General features: G+C 68.5%; 17 protein-coding genes. 12 read left to right on the forward strand and 5 right to left on the reverse strand.

Translation table 11 applies throughout. The annotated features are described in order from the left end of the window. The first annotated feature begins 86 nt into the window (after positions 1–86). From A9977_RS21880 to A9977_RS21895, 4 genes are all read left to right on the forward strand, one after another. Positions 87–512, forward strand: a complete 426-nt coding sequence (locus tag A9977_RS21880) for a hypothetical protein (RefSeq protein ID WP_183027000.1) — start codon at positions 87–89, stop codon at positions 510–512. Between the two features lie 99 nt (positions 513–611). Beyond that, positions 612–914 carry a hypothetical protein gene (locus A9977_RS21885; RefSeq protein WP_183027001.1) on the forward strand — a complete coding sequence of 101 codons (303 nt, stop codon included), beginning with the start codon at positions 612–614 and terminating at the stop codon, positions 912–914. Between the two features lie 139 nt (positions 915–1,053). Next, a complete protein-coding gene (gene alaS / locus A9977_RS21890) occupies positions 1,054–3,678 on the forward strand; it encodes an alanine--tRNA ligase (protein WP_183027002.1) in 2,625 nt (874 codons plus the stop codon). Positions 3,679–3,695: 17 nt separating this feature from the next. Next, positions 3,696–5,273 carry a phosphatidylserine/phosphatidylglycerophosphate/cardiolipin synthase family protein gene (locus A9977_RS21895; protein WP_183027003.1) on the forward strand — a complete coding sequence of 526 codons (1,578 nt, stop codon included), beginning with the start codon at positions 3,696–3,698 and terminating at the stop codon, positions 5,271–5,273. 9 nt (positions 5,274–5,282) lie between these two features. On the opposite strand, the gene A9977_RS21900 is transcribed toward A9977_RS21895, so the two are convergent. The 3 genes from A9977_RS21900 to A9977_RS21910 form a co-directional block, all read right to left on the reverse strand. Beyond that, positions 5,283–6,029, reverse strand: coding sequence for a transporter substrate-binding domain-containing protein (locus tag A9977_RS21900; protein ID WP_183027004.1), 747 nt, complete (start codon positions 6,027–6,029; stop codon positions 5,283–5,285). Positions 6,030–6,101: 72 nt separating this feature from the next. Continuing rightward, positions 6,102–6,395, reverse strand: a complete 294-nt coding sequence (locus tag A9977_RS21905) for a DUF3175 domain-containing protein (protein WP_183027005.1) — start codon at positions 6,393–6,395, stop codon at positions 6,102–6,104. Positions 6,396–6,497: 102 nt separating this feature from the next. Then, a complete protein-coding gene (locus A9977_RS21910; RefSeq protein ID WP_183027006.1) occupies positions 6,498–6,881 on the reverse strand; it encodes a hypothetical protein in 384 nt (127 codons plus the stop codon). A 195-nt stretch (positions 6,882–7,076) separates the two neighbouring features. Here A9977_RS21910 and A9977_RS21915 point away from each other — a divergent pair, with 195 nt between their 5' ends. After that, positions 7,077–7,385 carry a plasmid stabilization protein gene (locus A9977_RS21915; protein WP_183027007.1) on the forward strand — a complete coding sequence of 103 codons (309 nt, stop codon included), beginning with the start codon at positions 7,077–7,079 and terminating at the stop codon, positions 7,383–7,385. A gap of 10 nt (positions 7,386–7,395) precedes the next feature. Here the strand turns inward: A9977_RS21915 and A9977_RS21920 are convergent, their stop codons facing one another. Together A9977_RS21920 and A9977_RS21925 are read right to left on the reverse strand one after the other, a co-directional pair. After that, positions 7,396–8,295, reverse strand: a complete 900-nt coding sequence (locus tag A9977_RS21920; RefSeq protein ID WP_183027008.1) for a response regulator transcription factor — start codon at positions 8,293–8,295, stop codon at positions 7,396–7,398. Continuing rightward, positions 8,273–11,659 carry an ATP-binding protein gene (locus A9977_RS21925; protein ID WP_183027009.1) on the reverse strand — a complete coding sequence of 1,129 codons (3,387 nt, stop codon included), beginning with the start codon at positions 11,657–11,659 and terminating at the stop codon, positions 8,273–8,275. Before A9977_RS21925 ends, A9977_RS21920 begins: the two co-directional genes overlap by 23 nt. Positions 11,660–11,922: 263 nt before the next feature. Here A9977_RS21925 and urtA point away from each other — a divergent pair, with 263 nt between their 5' ends. The 7 genes from urtA to A9977_RS21960 all read left to right on the forward strand — a co-directional run bounded on the left by urtA (position 11,923) and on the right by A9977_RS21960 (position 18,741). Next, positions 11,923–13,212 carry an urea ABC transporter substrate-binding protein gene (urtA, locus tag A9977_RS21930; protein ID WP_220811996.1) on the forward strand — a complete coding sequence of 430 codons (1,290 nt, stop codon included), beginning with the start codon at positions 11,923–11,925 and terminating at the stop codon, positions 13,210–13,212. A 122-nt stretch (positions 13,213–13,334) separates the two neighbouring features. Continuing rightward, positions 13,335–14,249 carry an urea ABC transporter permease subunit UrtB gene (gene urtB, locus A9977_RS21935; protein WP_183027010.1) on the forward strand — a complete coding sequence of 305 codons (915 nt, stop codon included), beginning with the start codon at positions 13,335–13,337 and terminating at the stop codon, positions 14,247–14,249. 58 nt (positions 14,250–14,307) lie between these two features. Further along, the gene (gene urtC, locus A9977_RS21940; RefSeq protein WP_183027011.1) at positions 14,308–15,489 is read left to right on the forward strand and encodes an urea ABC transporter permease subunit UrtC; all 1,182 of its coding nucleotides are present in this window, start codon (positions 14,308–14,310) and stop codon (positions 15,487–15,489) included. Positions 15,490–15,505: 16 nt separating this feature from the next. Beyond that, the gene (gene urtD / locus A9977_RS21945; RefSeq protein WP_183027012.1) at positions 15,506–16,249 is read left to right on the forward strand and encodes an urea ABC transporter ATP-binding protein UrtD; all 744 of its coding nucleotides are present in this window, start codon (positions 15,506–15,508) and stop codon (positions 16,247–16,249) included. Between the two features lie 190 nt (positions 16,250–16,439). Continuing rightward, a complete protein-coding gene (urtE, locus tag A9977_RS21950) occupies positions 16,440–17,129 on the forward strand; it encodes an urea ABC transporter ATP-binding subunit UrtE (RefSeq protein WP_183027013.1) in 690 nt (229 codons plus the stop codon). Positions 17,130–17,153: 24 nt separating this feature from the next. Beyond that, on the forward strand, positions 17,154–18,386 hold the full coding sequence (gene fmdA, locus A9977_RS21955; protein WP_183027014.1) for a formamidase: 1,233 nt from the start codon (positions 17,154–17,156) through the stop codon (positions 18,384–18,386). Positions 18,387–18,399: 13 nt separating this feature from the next. After that, entirely contained in the window at positions 18,400–18,741 is a 342-nt protein-coding gene (locus tag A9977_RS21960; RefSeq protein WP_183027015.1) for a zinc ribbon domain-containing protein, read from the forward strand. The last annotated feature ends 4 nt before the right edge of the window (positions 18,742–18,745 follow it).

Below are 18,745 nucleotides of genomic sequence, written 5' to 3' on the forward strand. Positions count from 1 at the left end.
CCCGGCCCCCGCTGGGCGGCCCGGTGAGGCCCGGATCCAGACGCCTTCCTTCGTGGGGGATACATGCAATCGTACGGAAGACACTTATGGATTTGAGGGAGCGGGAGGCCGTCCTCGTCGACGAAGCCTCGGCCGCCATCGAGGCTGCGATGCAGGGCTTCGGCGGCGCCTTCGGCAGCGTGCCGTTCTGCCGGTCGACCGACTTCGGCATGCTGTCGGCGGAAGACCAGGTCGATGTACGCCAGACGGAAATGGCGCACTACCGGGAGCGGCCCGAACTGTCGGCCGTGCATTTCTGCCTGACCTCGGCGCAGGCGCTGCTGGAGATCAGCCGCACCCTGCTGCGCCAGTCGGCGGCGCTGTCGCCGCAGGAGCAGGAGCGCAGCTGGAAGCAGCTGGCCGAGGACGCCAAGCTGGCCGGCCGCGCGGCCTACCGCGCCGTGCTGATCCTGTCGGATCCGACCGTGGCCCGCCTGGCGGCCAACGAGCGGACCCAAGCGGGCTCCCTGTGATCGATCGCCTGCGGCGGCTGTGGCGCGCCGCGCGAATGGCCACGCCGGGCGCCCGAAGCCGATCCGCAGCTCGCCCAGCAGATCCAGCGCCGCGAGCAGGTGCTGGGCCAGTCGATCTATTTCAAGCACTGGCAGGCGATCAAGGCCGAAGGCATCACCGCCTCGCAGTTCATGGAGTTCCTGCAGCCCTTCGCCGATCTCGACGGCATCAGCGTGTCCTACATCTACAGCGATCCCGAGGGCAACGAGCGCATCTACAACCACCGCAAGGACGATTCCTTCGAGAACCCGCTGTCGGTGGCGATCAAGGAAAAGAAGATCTCCAAGGACCAGGCGCTCGACCTCGCGCTCAACGAGGAAGGCCGGGTCTGGATCGAGAGCAACTTCATGGACCTGAAGTAGCGCCTGGCGGGCGCGGGCGGCGCGGCGAAGGGCATGGGCCCACGCGGGTGCGGGGGTGGTCCCAAACCTATAATCGAATGGCCAATCAAATCAAGCAGTTAGCGGGAGCACTGTTCCGCTGCGCCAGCCTTTTCATCCCATGAGCCAGCCCACCTTCACGGTCGCGGACATCCGCAAGACCTTCCTCGATTTCTTCGCCTCGAAGGGCCACACCATCGTGCCGTCCAGCCCGCTGGTGCCGGGCAACGACCCGACCCTGATGTTCACCAACTCGGGCATGGTGCAGTTCAAGGACGTGTTCCTCGGCGAGGACAAGCGCCCCTACCAGCGCGCGACCTCGGTGCAGGCCTGCCTGCGCGCCGGCGGCAAGCACAACGACCTGGAGAACGTGGGCTACACCGCGCGCCACCACACCTTCTTCGAGATGCTGGGCAACTGGAGCTTCGGCGACTACTTCAAGCGCGAATCGCTCCAGTGGGCCTTCGAGCTGCTGACCCAGGTCTACAAGCTGCCGGCCGAGAAGCTCTGGGCCACGGTCTACATCGAGGACGACGAGGCCTACGACATCTGGACCAAGGAGATCGGCCTGCCGCCCGAGCGCGTGGTGCGCATCGGCGACAACAAGGGCGGCCGCTACATGTCCGACAACTTCTGGATGATGGCGGACACCGGCCCCTGCGGCCCGTGCTCCGAGATCTTCTACGACCACGGCCCCGAGATCGCGGGCGGCCCGCCCGGCTCGCCGGACGAAGACGGCGACCGCTACATCGAGATCTGGAACAACGTGTTCATGCAGTTCGACATGCAGCCCGACGGCTCGGTCAAGAAACTGCCCGCGCCCTGCGTCGACACCGGCATGGGCCTGGAGCGGCTGGCCGCGATCCTGCAGCACGTGCACAGCAACTACGAGATCGACCTGTTCGACAAACTGGTGAAGGCGGCCGCGCGCGAGACGCACACCACCGACCTCGACCACAAGAGCCTGCGCGTGATCGCCGACCACATCCGCGCCACCGCCTTCCTGGTGACCGACGGCGTGATCCCCTCGAACGAGGGCCGCGGCTACGTGCAGCGCCGGATCATCCGCCGCGCCATCCGCCACGGCTACCTGCTGGGCCAGAAGAAGCCCTTCTTCCACAAGCTGGTGGCCGACCTGGTGGCCATCATGGGCGAGGCCTATCCGAAGCTGGTGGCCGAGCAGAAGCACATCACCGACACGCTCAAGGCCGAGGAAGAACGCTTCTTCGAGACCCTGGCCAACGGCATGGACATCCTCGACACGGCGCTGGCCGGCGGTGGCACCACGCTGCCAGGTGAAGTCGCGTTCAAGCTGCACGACACCTTCGGCTTCCCGCTCGACCTCTCGGCCGACGTCTGCCGCGAGCGCGGCGTGAGCGTCGACGAGGCCGGCTTCAACGCCGCCATGGAAAAGCAGAAGGCCGCGGGCCGCGCGGCCGGCAAGTTCAAGATGGACCGCAACGTCGAGTACGCCGGCGCGGGCAACACCTTCACCGGCTACGAGCACCTCGAGGCGCAGGCCACCGTGCAGGCGCTGTACTTCGAAGGCGCGGCCGTGCAGGAACTGAAGGAAGGCCAGCCCGGCATCGTGGTGCTCGACACCACGCCCTTCTATTCCGAGAGCGGCGGCCAGGTCGGCGACCAGGGCGCGCTGAGCGCCGAGGGCGTGCAGTTCGGCGTCGACGACACGCAGAAGATCAAGGCCGACGTGTTCGGCCACCACGGCACGCAGACCCAGGGCACGCTCAAGGTCGGCGATGTGGTCAAGGCCGCGGTCGACGGCGAACGCCGCCACGCGACCATGCGCAACCACAGCGTGACCCACCTGATGCACAAGGCGCTGCGCGAGGTGCTGGGCACGCACGTGCAGCAGAAAGGCTCGCTGGTCGATGCCGACAAGACGCGTTTCGACTTCGCGCACAACGCTGCGGTCACGCGCGAGCAGATCCTCGAGATCGAGAAGCGCGTGAACGCCGAGATCCTGGGCAACGCGGCCACGCAGGCGCGCGTGATGGACATCGAGTCGGCGCAGAAGACCGGCGCGATGATGCTGTTCGGCGAGAAGTACGGCGAGACCGTGCGCGTGCTCGACATCGGCTCCAGCCGCGAACTCTGCGGCGGCACCCACGTGAGCCGCACCGGCGACATCGGCCTGTTCAAGATCACCAGCGAGAGCGGTGTGGCCGCGGGCGTGCGCCGCATCGAGGCGATCACCGGCGCCAATGCGCTGGCCTACCTGCAGGAGCTCGAGTCGGCGGTGCAGACCGCGGCCCAGACGCTCAAGTCGACCCCGGCCGAGGTGCAGGCGCGCCTGGCCCAGCTGCTCGACCAGATGAAGGTGCTCGAACGCGAGGTCGGCACGCTCAAGGGCAAGCTGGCGTCGTCGAAGGGCGACGAACTGATCGCGCAGGCGATCGACCTCGGCGGCCTCAAGCTGCTGGTGGCCCAGCTCGACGGCGGCGACGCCAAGACGCTGCGCGACACCATGGACAAGCTCAAGGACAAGCTCAAGAGCGCGGTCATCGTGCTGGCGATCGCCGAGGGCGCCAAGGTGCAGTTGGCGGCGGGCGTGACCGCCGACGCGCTGGCCAAGGTCAAGGCCGGCGAGCTGGTCAACTTCGTGGCCCAGCAGGTCGGCGGCAAGGGCGGCGGCAAGCCCGACATGGCGATGGCCGGCGGCACCGACCCCAGCGGCCTCGCGGCCGCGCTGGCCTCGGTCCAGGGCTGGGTGGCCGAACGGGTCTGAACGGGCGTGGTGACGCGATGGCGCTGAAGCTCCAGCGACGCCTCCGTGCCGCGACCCTGCTCGCTGCGGTGGTGGTGGCCGGCTGTGCCAGCCTGCCGCCACCGCAGCCCGAACGCTTCTCGGCGGCGCGCACCGACGTCGCCGACACCCGGCTGGCGCAGATCGCGCTGGCCAGCGGGCAGGACATGCCCACCGGCTTCTCCGGCTTCCAGCTGATGCCCGAGGGGCCGACCGCCTTCAACGCGCGCCTGGCGCTGGCGCGCGCGGCCCAGAAGACGCTCGACGCCCAGTACTACATCCTGCAGGACGACGCCAGCGGCAAGCAGTTCCTGGGCGCGCTGCTCGACGCCGCGCGGCGCGGCGTGCGCGTGCGGCTGCTGGTCGACGACTTCTATACCGCGGGCAAGGACGAGCTCTTCGCCGCGCTGGCCTCGCAGCCCAACTTCGAGCTGCGGCTGTTCAATCCGCTGGCCGTGCGCAGCGGGCCGCTCGGCCTGCGGCTGGCCCTGTCGCTGGGAGATTTCCGCCGCTTCAACCGGCGCATGCACAACAAGCTCTTCGTGGCCGACAACAGCCTGGCCATCACCGGCGGGCGCAACATCGCCGACGAGTACTTCATGCGCAGCGACGTCGCGAACTTCATCGACCTCGACGTGCTGGTCAGCGGGCCGGTGGTGCCCGAGCTGTCCGACACCTTCGACGACTTCTGGAACAGCGCGCAGACCCGTCCGATCGACAACCTGATGCGGGTCCCGGCCGACAGCGAGGTCACGCGCGGCTGGCTGCAGGCCCGGCTGGCCGGCGCCGCGCCCGCCACCACCGAACGCGAGACCGACGTGCTCGGCCATGCGCCCATCGAACGCCAGCTGCAGGCCGGCCGCCTCGCGCAGATCCCGGGCGACGGCAGGGCGATCGCCGACACGCCCAAGAAGGTCGCGATGGACGACCCCGAGGCCAGCTTCGCAGACAGCGTGACCCAGCGCACCATCGCCATGCTCAGCGGCGCGCGCTCCGAGGTGGTGATGGTCTCGCCCTATTTCATTCCGGGCGAGGAGGGGGTCAAGCTGCTGCAGATGGCGGTCGACAACCAGGTGCAGGTGATCGTGCTGACCAACTCGCTCGACGCGACCGACGAATCGCTGGTGTACGCCGGCTATGCCAAGTACCGCTACCGCATGCTCAAGGCGGGCGTGCGCGTGTTCGAGCTGGGCGCCAAGCTCGCGCCGCGCCAGGCCGGGCTGGGCGACTTCCGCAGCTCCTCCGGCCGGCTGCACGCCAAGGTGGCGCTGGTGGACCGGCGCCGGATCTTCCTGGGCTCGATGAACCTCGACGGCCGCTCGGCGCGGCTCAACACCGAGATCGGCATCCTGGTCGACAGCCCCGCGCTGGCCGAGCAGTTCGGCAAGCTCATGACGCTGCGCTCGATGGGCGCCTACGAGCTGCGCCTGCGAGGCGACGACGGCGAGAAGGTCGAGTGGATCGAGCACGACCCCGATGGCAGCCAGAAGCGGATCACCGACGAGCCCGGTGCAAGCTGGCTCGGCAGCTTCAAGGACTGGCTGCTGCTCAAGCTGCTGCCCGAAGACCTGCTGTAGCGCCCGCGTTCAGGCCGCCGGCGCGACCGTGCCGCCGTCGATGCGGTGGCGCGCCAGCGCCTCGGCCACGAAGCCGCTGGCCTTCATCTCCTCGACGAAGGCGGCCAGCGCGGCCCGGGCGTCCGCGCCCCGGCTGGCCGGCAGGCCCATCGCCTGCTGGATCACCATGAAGCGGCCGGGCAGCAGGCGCAGGCCCGCGTCGGCCTGGGCCAGGGTCTGCAACTGCTTGCGAATGCCGGCCGCGACCTCGACGCGCCCGGCGCGCAGCGCCTCGATCACGGCTTCGGCATTGAACAGGCGCTCGATGTGCGCGGCCCGGAGTTCGCGCGTGAGGAACAGGTCGTAGGCGCTGCCCGAGCCCACGCCCACGCGCAGCCCGGCACGGTCGACCTCGGCGTTGTCCTGCAGCGCCGCGCCGGCCGGCACCAGGTAGCTGCCTTCGATCAGCACATAGGGCGCGGTGAAGCCCAGCCCCTCGCCGCGTGCCGGATCGATGGCGAAGAAGCCGATGTCGGCGCGCTCATTGCGCAAAGTGTCCACCGACTGGGCCGCCTTGTCGAACACCAGGCATTCGAGCGGCAGATCGAGGCGCTGCGCCAGGGCCCGCGCCAGGTCGACCGAGACGCCGGTGGGCTCGCCGCTGGCCGCATCGCGCGCGGCGAGGATCGGGTTGCCCAGGTTGATCGACGCGCGCAGCGTGCCGGTGGGCGCGAAGGCCGCGCGCATCGCGGCGGAGGAGAGAGGCGGACGGTCCATGGCATCGGGCGCACCGGGGCGCAAAGCTTGGGAAGCCGCCAGTTTATGCGGCCGCGCGCGCCCGGCGCAGGCTCAGGACAGGGGGTGGTGCGGCGGCCGGTGGAACAGTTCGCGCAGCACGTCCTTGGCCGCTTCGAGCTGGCTGCGGCGCGCGGCGGTCAGCTGGTGGCCGGCCCGGTTGAGGTAGAAGTTCAGCATCGACATGGCCGAGGGGAACGGATCGCCTTTGCGCTTCGGGTTGCGCTCGGCCGAGCGCTTGAGTGCGCGGCCCACTTCTTCGGGCGTGCCCTGGAACAGACCCTTCTTCAAGTCCGGGGCGTGAGGGTGGTCGCCGGCTTCAGCCAGCGATTTGCGGGTGTGGGGCATGGCATGCCTCGCTTTCGAAGTAATACTTTCTACACCTTATTCCTCGGCGACGCACGCGGTGTCGGCGCCGCCTGCAATCGCCGTAGGAGGCGTCGGACCCGCTCAGGCGTCGTCCGCGTCATCCGCCGGATCGTCGCTGTCGGTGCCATCCTCCGCGGCCCAGCTGCCACCCAGCGAATGGACCTCCGCCGGGTCGAGGCGCCGGCCGCCCGGGCCGATGATGCGGTCGGGCAGGATGTCCGCGCCGTCGGGCGGCAGGTCGCCCTCGGCATCGGCGCGCTCGCCCGTGCCGGCGCTGTCGCTGCCGCCGTCCAGCGGCTCAAGCGTGGTGCCGGTCAGGCTGTCCTCCGGCGGTGCCAGGTCGGCGCGCTGGCCGAGGGTGTCGCTGCCGCTGTCCGAGCTGTCGCTCGGGCCGAGCAGGCGGGTGTCGTCGTCCGGCTGGACGGGATGGGTGCTGGGGGCGCCTGCGGCGCTGCTCGTGGCCATGTCATTTCTCCTGCGGCATGTCGTCAAAGGACCAGCTTGCGGCCGCCCGGCGGGCGGCGGCTGTGGGCCCGCGCCGACGCCGGCTGTCGGTGCACGCACCGTGCGCGACCGACGGGCGCATGCTGCCTTTTCCTACCTGCGCCGCCCGGCCATCGCGCGGCAATGGCGGCCTTGCCACTTCACAGGAGCATTGCCATGCCTCAAGGCGACAAGTCTTCCTATACGGACAAGCAGAAGCGGAAGGCCGAACACATCGAGGAAGGCTACGAAGACCGCGGCGTGGCCAAGGCGGAGGCCGAGCGCCGCGCCTGGGCCACGGTGAACAAGGAATCGGGCGGCGGCAAGCAGAGCGGCTCGGGCCGCGGCCAGCCCGAGAACCACGAAGCCGCGCGCAAGGGCGGCCAGGTGGGCGGCGCGGCGGCGGCGGCGCGCCCGGCGGCGGCGCGCTCGGCCTCGGCGAAGAAGGCCGCGGCCACGCGCAAGCGCCACGCGGCGCACGGCTGAGCGCGCGGCCTCAGACCAGGTGGCCGCTGGCCAGCGCGGCCGCGGCCGAGCGGGTCTCCACGCCCAGCTTCTCGAAGATGTGCTCGGCGTGCTTGTTCACCGTGCGCGGGCTCATGCCCAGGATGTCGCCGATGTCGCGGTTGGTCTTGCCCTTGGCCAGCCAGGACAGCACCTCGGTCTCGCGCGGGGTGAGTGCCGCCTCGCTGACCCGGGCCGCGGCCGCCGGGCCCTCGCGCTGCACCGCCAGCAGCAGCATGGTCTCGCCCAGCGTGGCCGAGCCCAGGTTGCGCACCGACAGCCGGGTGCCGGCGGCGGTGCGCACCAGCACGCTGCCGCCGGCCACCAGCGCCGCGTCGAGCACGGCCGGCAGCTGTCCCGGCGCGGCCGGCTCCCCCAGCGCGTGCAGCCACAGCGCGGCCTGGGGCGAGCGCCAGGCCAACCGGCCACGGGTGTCGACGAAGACCACGCCCATGCCCGCCACGTCGACCGCGTCGCGCGCCATGCGCGTGATGCGGGCGTTGCGCGCGTGGGTGTGCAGCCGCGCCAGCACCTCCTGGGCGCGGATCGGCTTGACCACGTAGTCGACGCCGCCGCAGGCGAAGCCCTCGACCACGTCCTGGGTTTCGGACAGGCCGGTCATGAACAGCACCGGGATGTGGGCCAGCGCCGGGTTGGCCTTGATCCGGCGGCAGGTCTCGAAGCCCGAGAGGCCGGGCATGATGCCGTCGAGCAGGATCGCATCTGGCACCACCAGCTCCAGCCGCTGCAGCGCCGATTCGCCGTCGGCCGCCACCAGCACGGTGTAGCCGCTGGCCTCCAGCGTGTCGCACAGCATGCCCAGGCTGCTGGGCGCGTCGTCGACCACCAGCACCACCGGGCGGTCGTTCTCAGGCACTGGGTGCATCGGCATCCTCCGCGAGCGCGTTCTTGAAATCCTCGAGTTCGAAGCGGGTCAGCATGCCGCGCAGCCGGGTGCAGGCGGCTGCCAGCGCCGGGTCGCCCGCGCCGATTCGGTCGAGGGCCTGCTGCAGCCCGCGCACATGGCCCACCTGCACCAGCCGCATCAGCTCCAGCCGCGCCTCCTCGGGCAGTGCGACCGGTTCGGCCGCCGGCGGCGCTGCGTCGTGCGCGACCGGCGGCGGCGCGTGCTGCAGCCACTGCAGGCCCAGGTGGCGTTCCAGCGTGGCGATCAGCTGCGACTCGATCACCGGCTTGCCGACGAAGGCCTGGCAGCCGGTGGCGCGCAGGCGCTCGGCCTGGTTCTCGAACACGTTGGCCGACACGATCACGATCGGCACCTGCTCGAAGCCGGCGGCCCGCACCCGGGTGGCGGTCTCCCAGCCGTCCATGTCGTCCATGCTGATGTCGAGCAGGATCGCGGCCGGCACGTGCTCGCGCAAACTGTCGAGGCACTCGGTGCCGCTGGCGGCCTCGCGCACGTCGAAGCCCAGCGGCATCAGCATGCCGGCCAGCATCTGGCGCTGCACCGGCTGGTCGTCGACCACCAGCAGCGTGCGGCGCGGGCCGAAGTAGCCCGAGATCGGGCGCTGCGGCTCGGCCTGCGGACCGGGGTCGGCCACCTCGCGCAGGTAGACCCGCACGCTGAAGGTGCTGCCCTGGGCGGAGGTCGCGCTCAGGCGCAGCTCGCCGCCCATCAGCGAGGTCAGCAGGCCGGTGATGGTCAGGCCCAGCCCGGTGCCCGGCTCGCCGTGGCGGCGGCCGGCCGCGCCGCGCTCGAAGGGCAGGAAGATGCGCTGGTGGTCCTGCGGCGCCACGCCGATGCCGGTGTCGACCACGTCGAAGCGCAGCACCTCGCGCCGGGCATCGACATGCAGGGTCACGGTGCCGGCCTCGGTGAAGCGCACGCCGTTGGTCAGCAGGTTGATCAGGATCTGGCGCAGCCGCTTGGCGTCGGCATGCACCCAGGCCGGCAGGCGCCCGCTGTGGGTGTAGACGAAGGCCAGGCCCTTGCCCTCGGCCTGCGGCCGGACCATGCGCACCACCTCGTCGAGGAAGCCGGGGAGGGCCAGCGGCATCGGTTCCAGCTGCAGCCGGCCGGCCTCGATGCGGGCCAGGTCGAGCAGGCCGTCGATCAGCCCCAGCATGTGCTCGCCGCTCTTGTGGATGGTCTGGACCGCGGCGCGCGGCGGGTGGGTGGCGTGGTCGTTCTTCAGCAGGATCTGCGAATAGCCCAGGATGCTGTTGAGCGGCGTGCGCAGCTCGTGCGCCATGCCGGCCACGTAGCGGGTCTTGGCCTGGTTGGCCGCCTCGGCCGCCTCCTTGGCGCTCTGCAGCGCGGCGTCGGTGCGGCGGTGGGCCTCGATCTCCAGCGTGAGCAGGTGGTTGTGGCGGTTCGATTCCTCCTGCGCCATCTTGCGGCTCTCGCTGCCCAGCACCACCCACCAGGCCGCCACCGCCGCCACCATGGCGAGCAGCGCGAACACCTTGAGGAAGGGCGCGCGCAGGTAAAGGTGGGCGGCCTGCGCGTCCAGCAGCCCTTCCTGCGCGAACACGATGCCCATCACCGTGGCCAGCAGCGCGACCAGCGAGGCCGCCACCAGCATGTAGTGCGCCACCCGGAAGTTCAGCCGCAGCGCCAGCGCCGGCGGCAGCAGCGCCTTGAGCCACAGGCCGATCTGCTGCGAGGCGCGCGAGTCCTTCTTGCAGCCGTCGTGGCAGCGCGATTCGAGCGTGCAGCACAGCGAGCAGATCGGCGCGCCGTAGGCCGGGCAGTGCGCCATGTCCTCCGACTCGAAGCGGTTGTCGCAGACCGAGCAGCGCACCATCTCGCCGGGCTGCCACTGGCGGATGTCGGTGCGCGCCAGGTAGTAGCGGCCCTTCGTCTTCCAGGCCAGAAGGGGCGACACGAGCAGCGCGGTCAGCAGCGCGATGAAGGGGGCGAAGGCCTCGGCCCAGCGCCCCAGCAGCCCGGCGTAGGCCACCATCGCGACCGTGGCCGCGACCAGCATCGACACCAGCCCCACCGGATTGATGTCGTAGAGATGGGCGCGCTTGAACTCGATCGACTTGGGGCTCCAGCCCAGCGGCTTGTTGATCACCAGGTCGGCCACCAGCGCACCGACCCAGGCGATCGCGATGTTGCTGTAGAGGCCCAGCACCTTCTCCAGCGCCGCGAACACGCCCAGCGTCATCAGCAGCAGCGCGATCAGCACGTTGAACACCAGCCACACCACGCGCCCCGGGTGGCTGTGGGTCAGCCGGGCAAAGAAGTTCGACCAGGCCAGCGAGCCCGCGTAGGCGTTGGTCAGGTTGATCTTCATCTGCGAGATCACCACGAACAGCGTGGTGATGCCCAGCACCCAGGCCGGGTCGCTGAAGACGTAGGCGAAGCCGGCTAGGTACATGCGGGTCGGTTCGATCGCGTGCAGCGCCGGGATCTCGTGCTGCAGCGCCAGGAAGGCCAGGAAGGCGCCGCCCATCATCTTGAGCATGCCCGGCACGATCCAGCCCGGCCCGGCCACCAGCACCGCGGCCCACCAGCGGCCGCGGTTGGCGGCGGTCTTCTCGGGCAGGAAGCGCAGGTAGTCGACCTGCTCGCCGATCTGCACCACCAGCGCGAAGGCCACGGTGGCGCCGGCGCCGAACATCAGCGGGTCGAAGGTGTTGCTGCCCGAGAGGCGGCCGACCAGGCCGGTGAAGTCGACGAAGGCCTGCGGGTTCTTCCACAGCACCGCCACGAAGGGGCAGACGAACAGCAGCAGCCAGACCGGCTGGGTCCACAGCTGCAGCGCCGAGATCATGGTGACGCCGCGCATCACCAGCGGGATGATGACGATCGACGACACCAGGTAGCACACCGCCAGCGACCAGTCGAAGTACATCTGCAGCGCCAGCGCCAGGATCGCGGCCTCGAGCGCGAAGAAGAGGAAGGTGAAGCTGGCGTAGATCAGCGAGGTGAGGGTGGAGCCCAGGTAGCCGAAGCCGGCGCCGCGCGTGAGCAGGTCCATGTCCACGCCGTACTTGGCGGCGTAGAAGCAGATCGGCAGCCCGGTGAGAAAGGTGATCAGCCCCACCACCAGGATCGCCCACAGCGCGTTCTCGAAGCCGTAGCTCAGCGCGATGGCGCCGCCGATGGCCTCCAGTGCGAGGAAGGAGGTGGCGCCGAAGGCCGCGTTGGCCACGCGGAACTCCGACCACTTGCGGAAGCTGCGCGGCGTGTAGCGCAACGCGTAGTCCTCCAGCGTCTCGTTGGCGACCCAGGTGTTGTATTCGCGGCGGATGCGAAAGATCTTCTGACCGGTGACGGGCGGCATGTTCCGTTCTTTCGGGAAGGGGGAATGGCCGTCACGTTGCAAGAAGCGCTCCTTGTCCGTCCGGCGATGGAAAACCGGTCGGCCAGTCTCGCCGCTGTGGGCCGCGGCTCGGCTACGTTGATTGACGTATTCGGCGATGCGGCCTGCCTTCCTACAGTCACGGCCATGGTGCTCGGTGTGCCAAGCGCCGCACAGCGTTGGTGCACCGCCGCCCCGTGGCCCGTTCGTCCTTCCACCCTTCCATCCTTGACTGGAGATCCTCAATGGCCCATGACCGCGACCAAGACCCGTCCCTCGATTCGATGCTGCCGCAGCAGCAGCTCGCGCTGCGCCGCCGCCGCCTGCTGCAGGGCGCGGCCGTGCTGCCGGTGATGGGCCTGAGCGGCCTGAGCTTCGGCCAGCAGTTCCCCACCGCCAAGGTCAACACGACCAAGCTGGCGGTGACCGACACCGAGGTCACGGTCGGCCAGCTGCATTCGTCCAGCGGCACCATGGCGATCTCCGAGACCGGCTCGATCCAGGCCGAGCAGCTCGCCATCGACCAGATCAACGCCATGGGCGGCATCCTGGGCCGCAAGATCAAGGTGATCAAGGAGGACGGCGCCTCCGACTGGCCCACCTTCGCCGAGAAGTCGAAGAAGCTGCTGGTCAACGACCACTGCGCCGCGGTCTTCGGCTGCTGGACCAGCGCCTCGCGCAAGGCGGTGCTGCCGATCTTCGAGAAGGAGAACGGCCTCCTGTACTACCCGACCTTCTACGAAGGCCTGGAGCAGAGCAAGAACGTGATCTACACCGGCCAGGAAGCCACCCAGCAGATCATCTGGGGCCTGGACTGGGGCGCGAAGGAGAAGAAGGCCAAGACCTTCTTCCTGGTCGGCTCCGACTACATCTGGCCGCGCACCTCGATGAAGATCGCGCGCAAGCACATCGAGACCGTGGGCAAGCTGGGCACGGTGAAGGGCGAGGAGTACTACCCGCTGGGCCACACCAACTTCAACTCGCTGATCAACAAGATCAAGGTCGCCAAGCCGGACTGCATCTTCGCGGCCGTGGTGGGCGGCTCCAACGTGGCCTTCTACAAGCAGCTCAAGGCCGCGGGCATCACCGGCGACAAGCAGTTCCTGCTGACGCTGGCCGTGACCGAGGACGAGATGACCGGCGTGGGCGGCGAGAACTTCGCCGGCTTCTATTCGTCGATGAAGTACTTCCAGTCGCTGGACAACGCGAACAACAAGAAGTTCGTCGAGGCCTTCAAGGCCAAGTACGGCAAGGACGCGGTGATCGGCGACGTGACGCAGGCCGGCTACCTGGGCCCCTGGCTCTGGAAGGCCGCGGTCGAGAAGGCCGGCAGCTTCGACATCGACAAGGTGGTGGCCGCCTCGCCGGGCATCGAGCTCAAGACCGCGCCCGAAGGCTACGTGAAGCTGGACGCCAACCACCATCTGTGGAGCAAGGCGCGCATCGGGCAGGGGCAGCTGGATGGCACGTTCAAGGTGGTGGCGGAATCGGCCGAGCTGATCAAGCCTGATCCGTTCCCCAAAGGCTACCAGTGATCTGACTCCCTCCCCCTCCGGGGGAGGGCAGGGGTGGGGCACGCGGCGCCACCGTGCGGCGCTGGCCCCCATCCCAACCTTCCCCCAGAGGGGGAAGGCGCAACACCCAAGGAGCCTTGCTCATGAGCATTTCAGACATGTGGAACATCGGCCTGATGCAGGGCTTCGCGGGGCTGAGCCTGTTCGCGGTGCTGCTGCTGATGGGCCTGGGCCTGGCCATCATCTTCGGCCAGATGGGCGTCATCAACATGGCGCATGGCGAGTTCATGACCATCGGGGCCTACACCATCTACATGGCGGCGCGGCTGACCGAAAGCCTCGCGCCCACGTGGATGCCCTATTACTTTCCTTTCGCGATCGGGCTGGCCTTCCTGTTCGCGTTCATCGTCGGCTGGGGCGTGGAGTGGGCGCTGATCCGGCACCTCTACAAGCGGCCGCTCGACACCTTGCTGGCCACCTTCGGCATCAGCCTCGGGCTGCAGCAGATCTTCCGCACCTTCATCGGGCCGAAGGAGGTGAGCCCCACGCTGCCCGAGTGGCTGATGGGTTCGTGGTCGCCGGCCGAAGGGCTGGACATTCCGATCAACGGCCTGTTCGTGCTGGCACTGACGCTCTTCACCACCGCCGCCGTGCTGCTGGCGCTGCACCACAGCCGCTGGGGCCTGCGGGTGCGCGCCACGGTCGCCAACCGCGTGATGGCCAACGCCACCGGCATCGACACCAAGAAAACCGACCGTCTGACCTTCGCCATCGGCTGCGGCATCGCGGGCATGGCGGGCGCGGCCTTCACCACCATCGGCTCGACCGGGCCGACCTCGGGCCAGCTCTACATCGTCGACGCCTTCCTGGTCGTCACCTTCGGCGGCGCGGCCAGCCTGCTGGGCACCGTGGTCTCGGCCTTCGGCATCGCCCAGACGCAGTCGATCGCGGAGTTCTTCATGACCGGCTCGATGGCCAAGGTGCTGACGCTGTCGCTGATCGTGTTGATCCTGATGATGCGGCCGCAGGGCTTGTTCGCCTCCAAGGTCCGCCGTTGAAGGCACGCATGAACCTGCTGCACACCTTCAACTTCCTCTGTCTGCTTTGGAGTCATCGATGAATTTCATCAAGGCCTCGATCCTGCGCTACAAGCTCTGGAGCCTCGCGCTGCTGGTGCTGCTGCTGGCCGTGGTGCTGCCGCTCACGCTCGACATCTTCCGCCTCAACCTGGTGGGCAAGTACCTCACCTACGCCTTCGTCGCCGTCGGGCTGGTGATGGTATGGGGCTACGGCGGCGTGCTGAGCCTGGGGCAGGGCGTGTTCTTCGGCCTGGGCGGCTACGCGATGGCGATGTTCCTCAAGCTCGAGGCCTCGGACCCCGTCACCACCAAGATCCAGTCGACGCCGGGCATCCCCGACTTCATGGACTGGAACCAGATCACCGCGCTGCCGCTGATGTGGCTGCCCTTCAAGAGCCTCACGCTCACGCTGATCCTGGTGATCGCGGTGCCGACGCTGCTGGCCTGGATCATCAGCTACGCGATGTTCAAGCGGCGCGTGGGCGGCGTGTACTTCGCGATCATCACGCAGGCGGTGGCGCTGATCGTGACGGTGCTGATCATCGGCCAGCAGGGCTACACCGGCGGCGTCAACGGCATGACCGACCTCAAGACCCTGGCCGGCTGGGACACGCGCACCGACAGCGCCAAGTACATCCTCTACTACGTCTGCGTCGCGCTGCTGGTGGCCAGCATCCTGCTGTGCCGCTGGATCCAGGTCAGCAAGCTGGGCACGCTGCTGCTGGCCATGCGCGACAAGGAAGACCGGGTGCGCTTCTCGGGCTACGACGTGTCGAACTTCAAGGTCTTCACCTTCTGCCTGGCGGCCGCGCTCTCGGGCATCGGCGGCGCGCTGTTCTCGCTGCAGGTGGGGTTCATGTCGCCCAGCTTCGTGGGCATCGTGCCCTCGATCGAGATGGTGATCTTCGCCGCGGTGGGCGGGCGCATGAGCCTGGTCGGCGCGGTCTACGGCACGCTGCTGGTGAACGCGGGCAAGACGCTGTTCTCCGAAAGCTTCCCCGATCTCTGGCTGTTCCTGATGGCGGCGCTGTTCATTGGCGTGACCATGGCCTTCCCGATGGGGCTGGCCGGCCTGTGGGAGAGCCACATCGTGCCCTGGTGGAAAGGCCGCCGGCAGGCGCTGCGCGAGGCCGCCGCGCCGGCACCGGCCGCACCGGTCGCTGCGGCTCGCGCCGACGAGGCCAGCCTGCCCGAAGGCGTGAGCAGCCAGCGCATCTGAACCAGGGAAGCACGCCATGAGCAACACCGACTTCGCCCTCGCCGTGGAAGACCTCACGGTCTCCTTCGACGGCTTCAAGGCCATCGACAAGCTGACGCTCTACATCGACAGGAACGAACTGCGCGTGATCATCGGGCCCAACGGCGCCGGCAAGACCACGCTGCTCGACCTGATCTGCGGCAAGACCAAGGCCAGCGGCGGCAGCATCAAGTTCAAGAACACCGAGCTCACCCGCATGGCCGAGCACAAGCGGGTGCGCCTGGGCATCGGCCGCAAGTTCCAGACACCCTCGATCTACGAGAACCTCAGCGTGTTCCAGAACCTCGAAGTGTCCTACCCCGCGGGCCGCTCGGTGTTCGGCGCGCTGGCCTTCCAGTGCACCGAGGCGGTGAAGGCCAAGGTGCAGGAAGTCGCGACCGACGTGCGCCTGGCCGACCGGCTCGACACCGAGGCCGGCCTGCTGTCGCACGGCCAGAAGCAGTGGCTGGAGATCGGCATGCTGCTGATGCAGGAGCCCGAACTGCTGATGCTCGACGAGCCCATCGCCGGCATGAGCGCGCGCGAGCGCGAGCTCACGGCCGAACTGCTCCAGCGCATCTGCACCGACCGTGCGGTGATCGTGATCGAGCACGACATGGAATTCGTCAAGCAGATCGCGCACAAGGTCACGGTGATGCACCAGGGAAAGATCCTGGCCGAAGGGCCGATGGACAAGGTGCAGGCGGATGAACGCGTCATCGACGTGTATCTGGGGCATTGACCATGAGCGAGTTTGGAAGACCAAGACCAACACCGGACGCAGAGGACGCAGAGATTTCGCAAAGGACGCCAAAAAGAAACGCGAAGAAAGTACCGGATCTTTTGGATGTTTTCTTTGGCGTCTTCTGCGAAACCTCTGCGTCCTCTGCGTCCGGAAGTCCGTATTCAGCCGCCTCCAAGGAACCCACGACATGTTGAAAGTCACCGACCTGCACACCGCCTACGGCCAGAGCGAGGCGCTGCACGGCATCTCCTTCGAGGCCAGGCCCAACGAGACGGTCGCCATCATGGGCCGCAACGGCATGGGCAAGACCACGCTGTTCAAGAGCCTGATGGGCGTGCTGCCGATCAGGAGCGGCCGCATCAGCGTCGCGGGCCAGGACGTGTCGCACGACGAGAGCTTCAGGCGCGTGGCCAAGGGCATCGCCTATGTGCCGCAGGGCCGGATGATCTTCCCCACGCTGACGGTGGAAGAGAACATCCAGACCGGCCTGGAGAACGCCAAGGCCAAGCGCATCCCAGAGGAAATCTACGCGCTGTTCCCGGTGCTCTGGGACATGAAGCGGCGCAAGGGCGGCAACCTGTCGGGCGGCCAGCAGCAGCAGCTGGCCATCGCGCGCGCACTGGTCACCGACCCCAAGGTGCTGCTGCTCGACGAGCCCACCGAGGGCATCCAGCCTTCGATCATCAAGGACATCGCCAAGGCGCTCAACGAGATCCGCAAGATGCGCGGCATCACGATCGTCGTGTCGGAGCAGGTGTTGAGCTTCGCCATGGACGTGGCCGACCGGCTGTTCGTGATCGAGGGCGGCCGTCTGGTGCACGAGACCGCGCGCGACAAGACGGACGTAGCCCACATCAAGACCTATCTCTCCGTTTAACCACCACTCCAGGAGCCATTGCAAATGACAGACACGCTGATCAAGGTCGACCTGACGAAGTCGCCCACCGAGAACGAGATGATCCACAACCGCTGGCACCCGGACATTCCGATGGCCTGCTGGGTCAACCCGGGCGACGACTTCATCCTCGAGACCTTCGACTGGACCGGCGGCTTCATCCAGAACAACGACAGCGCCGACGACGTGCGCGACATCGACCTGACGACGGTGCACTACCTGTCGGGCCCGGTGGGCGTGAAGGGCGCCGAGCCGGGCGACCTGCTGGTGGTCGACCTGCTCGACATCGGCGCCAAGCAGGATTCGCTCTGGGGCTTCAACGGCTTCTTCTCCAAGAAGAACGGCGGCGGCTTCCTGACCGACCACTTCCCGCAGGCGCAGAAGTCGATCTGGGACTTCAAGGGCATGTTCACCAGCTCGCGCCACATCCCGGGCGTGAACTTCGCGGGCCTGATCCATCCGGGCCTGATCGGCTGCCTGCCCGACAAGCCCATGCTCGACATGTGGAACGAGCGCGAGCAGAAGCTCATCGACACCGACCCGCACCGCGTGCCCGGCCTGGCCAACCCGCCCTCGGCCGGCACCGCCCACATGGGCAAGATGACCGGCGAGGCCCGCGCCAAGGCCGCGGCCGAGGGCGCGCGCACGGTGCCGCCGCGCGAGCATGGCGGCAACTGCGACATCAAGGACCTGTCGCGCGGCTCCAAGGTGTTCTTCCCGGTCTACGTCGACGGCGCGGGCCTCTCGGTGGGCGACCTGCACTTCAGCCAGGGCGACGGCGAGATCACCTTCTGCGGCGCGATCGAGATGGCCGGCTGGGTGCACATGAAGGTCACGCTGATCAAGGGCGGCATGGCCAAGTACGGCATCAAGAACCCGATCTTCAAGCCCAGCGTGATGACGCCCAACTACAAGGACTTCCTGATCTTCGAAGGCATCTCGGTCGACGAGTCGGGCAAGCAGCACTACCTGGACGTCAACGTGGCCTACCGCCAGGCCTGCCTGAACGCCATCGAGTACCTGAAGAAGTTCGGCTACTCGGGCGCGCAGGCCTATTCGATCCTGGGCACGGCCCCGGTGCAGGGCCACATCAGCGGCGTGGTCGACGTGCCCAACTCCTGCGCCACGCTGTGGCTGCCGACCGAGATCTTCGACTTCGACATCAACCCGAACGCCAGCGGGCCGACGAAGTTCATCGACGGCAGCATCGACATGCCGCTGTCGCCGGACCTGCGCTGAAGGCCGCGCCGCGATGCCGACCTACGACTACCGATGCGCCGGCTGCGGCGGCTTCGATGCCATCCGCAGCGTGAGCCAGCGCGATGTGCCGGCGATCTGCCCCGACTGCGGCGCCGATGCACCGCGCGTGATGTCGGGCGCGCCGCGCCTGGCGCTGATGGCCGACGGCACGCGCCGCGCCATCGCGGGCAACGAGCGCGCGGCGCACGAGCCGGTGCGCTCGGGCGACTATGCGCGGCTGAAGCATCCCTCGGGCTGCGGCTGCTGCAGCGGCGCCAAGCGGGGCGCCACGGTGACCGCGCCCAACGGCGCGAAGAGCGCGCCGGGGCGCCGGCCCTGGATGATCAGCCACTGAGCGA

The sequence above is a fragment of the Variovorax sp. UMC13 genome (assembly GCF_014170375.1).
Classification (GTDB): domain Bacteria; phylum Pseudomonadota; class Gammaproteobacteria; order Burkholderiales; family Burkholderiaceae_C; genus Variovorax.

What these genes read in the sequence shown, in the direction of transcription:
- A9977_RS21880 (WP_183027000.1), top strand. Translation starts at nt 87, where the DNA reads ATGGATTTGAGGGAGCGGGAGGCCGTCCTCGTCGACGAAGCCTCGGCC.
- urtE (WP_183027013.1), top strand. Translation starts at nt 16,440, where the DNA reads ATGTTGAAAGTCACCGACCTGCACACCGCCTACGGCCAGAGCGAGGCG.
- A9977_RS21905 (WP_183027005.1), bottom strand. Translation starts at nt 6,395, where the DNA reads ATGCCCCACACCCGCAAATCGCTGGCTGAAGCCGGCGACCACCCTCAC.
- A9977_RS21900 (WP_183027004.1), bottom strand. Translation starts at nt 6,029, where the DNA reads ATGGACCGTCCGCCTCTCTCCTCCGCCGCGATGCGCGCGGCCTTCGCG.
- urtA (WP_220811996.1), top strand. Translation starts at nt 11,923, where the DNA reads ATGGCCCATGACCGCGACCAAGACCCGTCCCTCGATTCGATGCTGCCG.
- urtB (WP_183027010.1), top strand. Translation starts at nt 13,335, where the DNA reads ATGAGCATTTCAGACATGTGGAACATCGGCCTGATGCAGGGCTTCGCG.
- fmdA (WP_183027014.1), top strand. Translation starts at nt 17,154, where the DNA reads ATGACAGACACGCTGATCAAGGTCGACCTGACGAAGTCGCCCACCGAG.
- A9977_RS21925 (WP_183027009.1), bottom strand. Translation starts at nt 11,659, where the DNA reads ATGCCGCCCGTCACCGGTCAGAAGATCTTTCGCATCCGCCGCGAATAC.
- A9977_RS21910 (WP_183027006.1), bottom strand. Translation starts at nt 6,881, where the DNA reads ATGGCCACGAGCAGCGCCGCAGGCGCCCCCAGCACCCATCCCGTCCAG.
- A9977_RS21895 (WP_183027003.1), top strand. Translation starts at nt 3,696, where the DNA reads ATGGCGCTGAAGCTCCAGCGACGCCTCCGTGCCGCGACCCTGCTCGCT.
- alaS (WP_183027002.1), top strand. Translation starts at nt 1,054, where the DNA reads ATGAGCCAGCCCACCTTCACGGTCGCGGACATCCGCAAGACCTTCCTC.
- A9977_RS21960 (WP_183027015.1), top strand. Translation starts at nt 18,400, where the DNA reads ATGCCGACCTACGACTACCGATGCGCCGGCTGCGGCGGCTTCGATGCC.
- A9977_RS21920 (WP_183027008.1), bottom strand. Translation starts at nt 8,295, where the DNA reads ATGCCGATGCACCCAGTGCCTGAGAACGACCGCCCGGTGGTGCTGGTG.
- A9977_RS21915 (WP_183027007.1), top strand. Translation starts at nt 7,077, where the DNA reads ATGCCTCAAGGCGACAAGTCTTCCTATACGGACAAGCAGAAGCGGAAG.
- urtC (WP_183027011.1), top strand. Translation starts at nt 14,308, where the DNA reads ATGAATTTCATCAAGGCCTCGATCCTGCGCTACAAGCTCTGGAGCCTC.
- urtD (WP_183027012.1), top strand. Translation starts at nt 15,506, where the DNA reads ATGAGCAACACCGACTTCGCCCTCGCCGTGGAAGACCTCACGGTCTCC.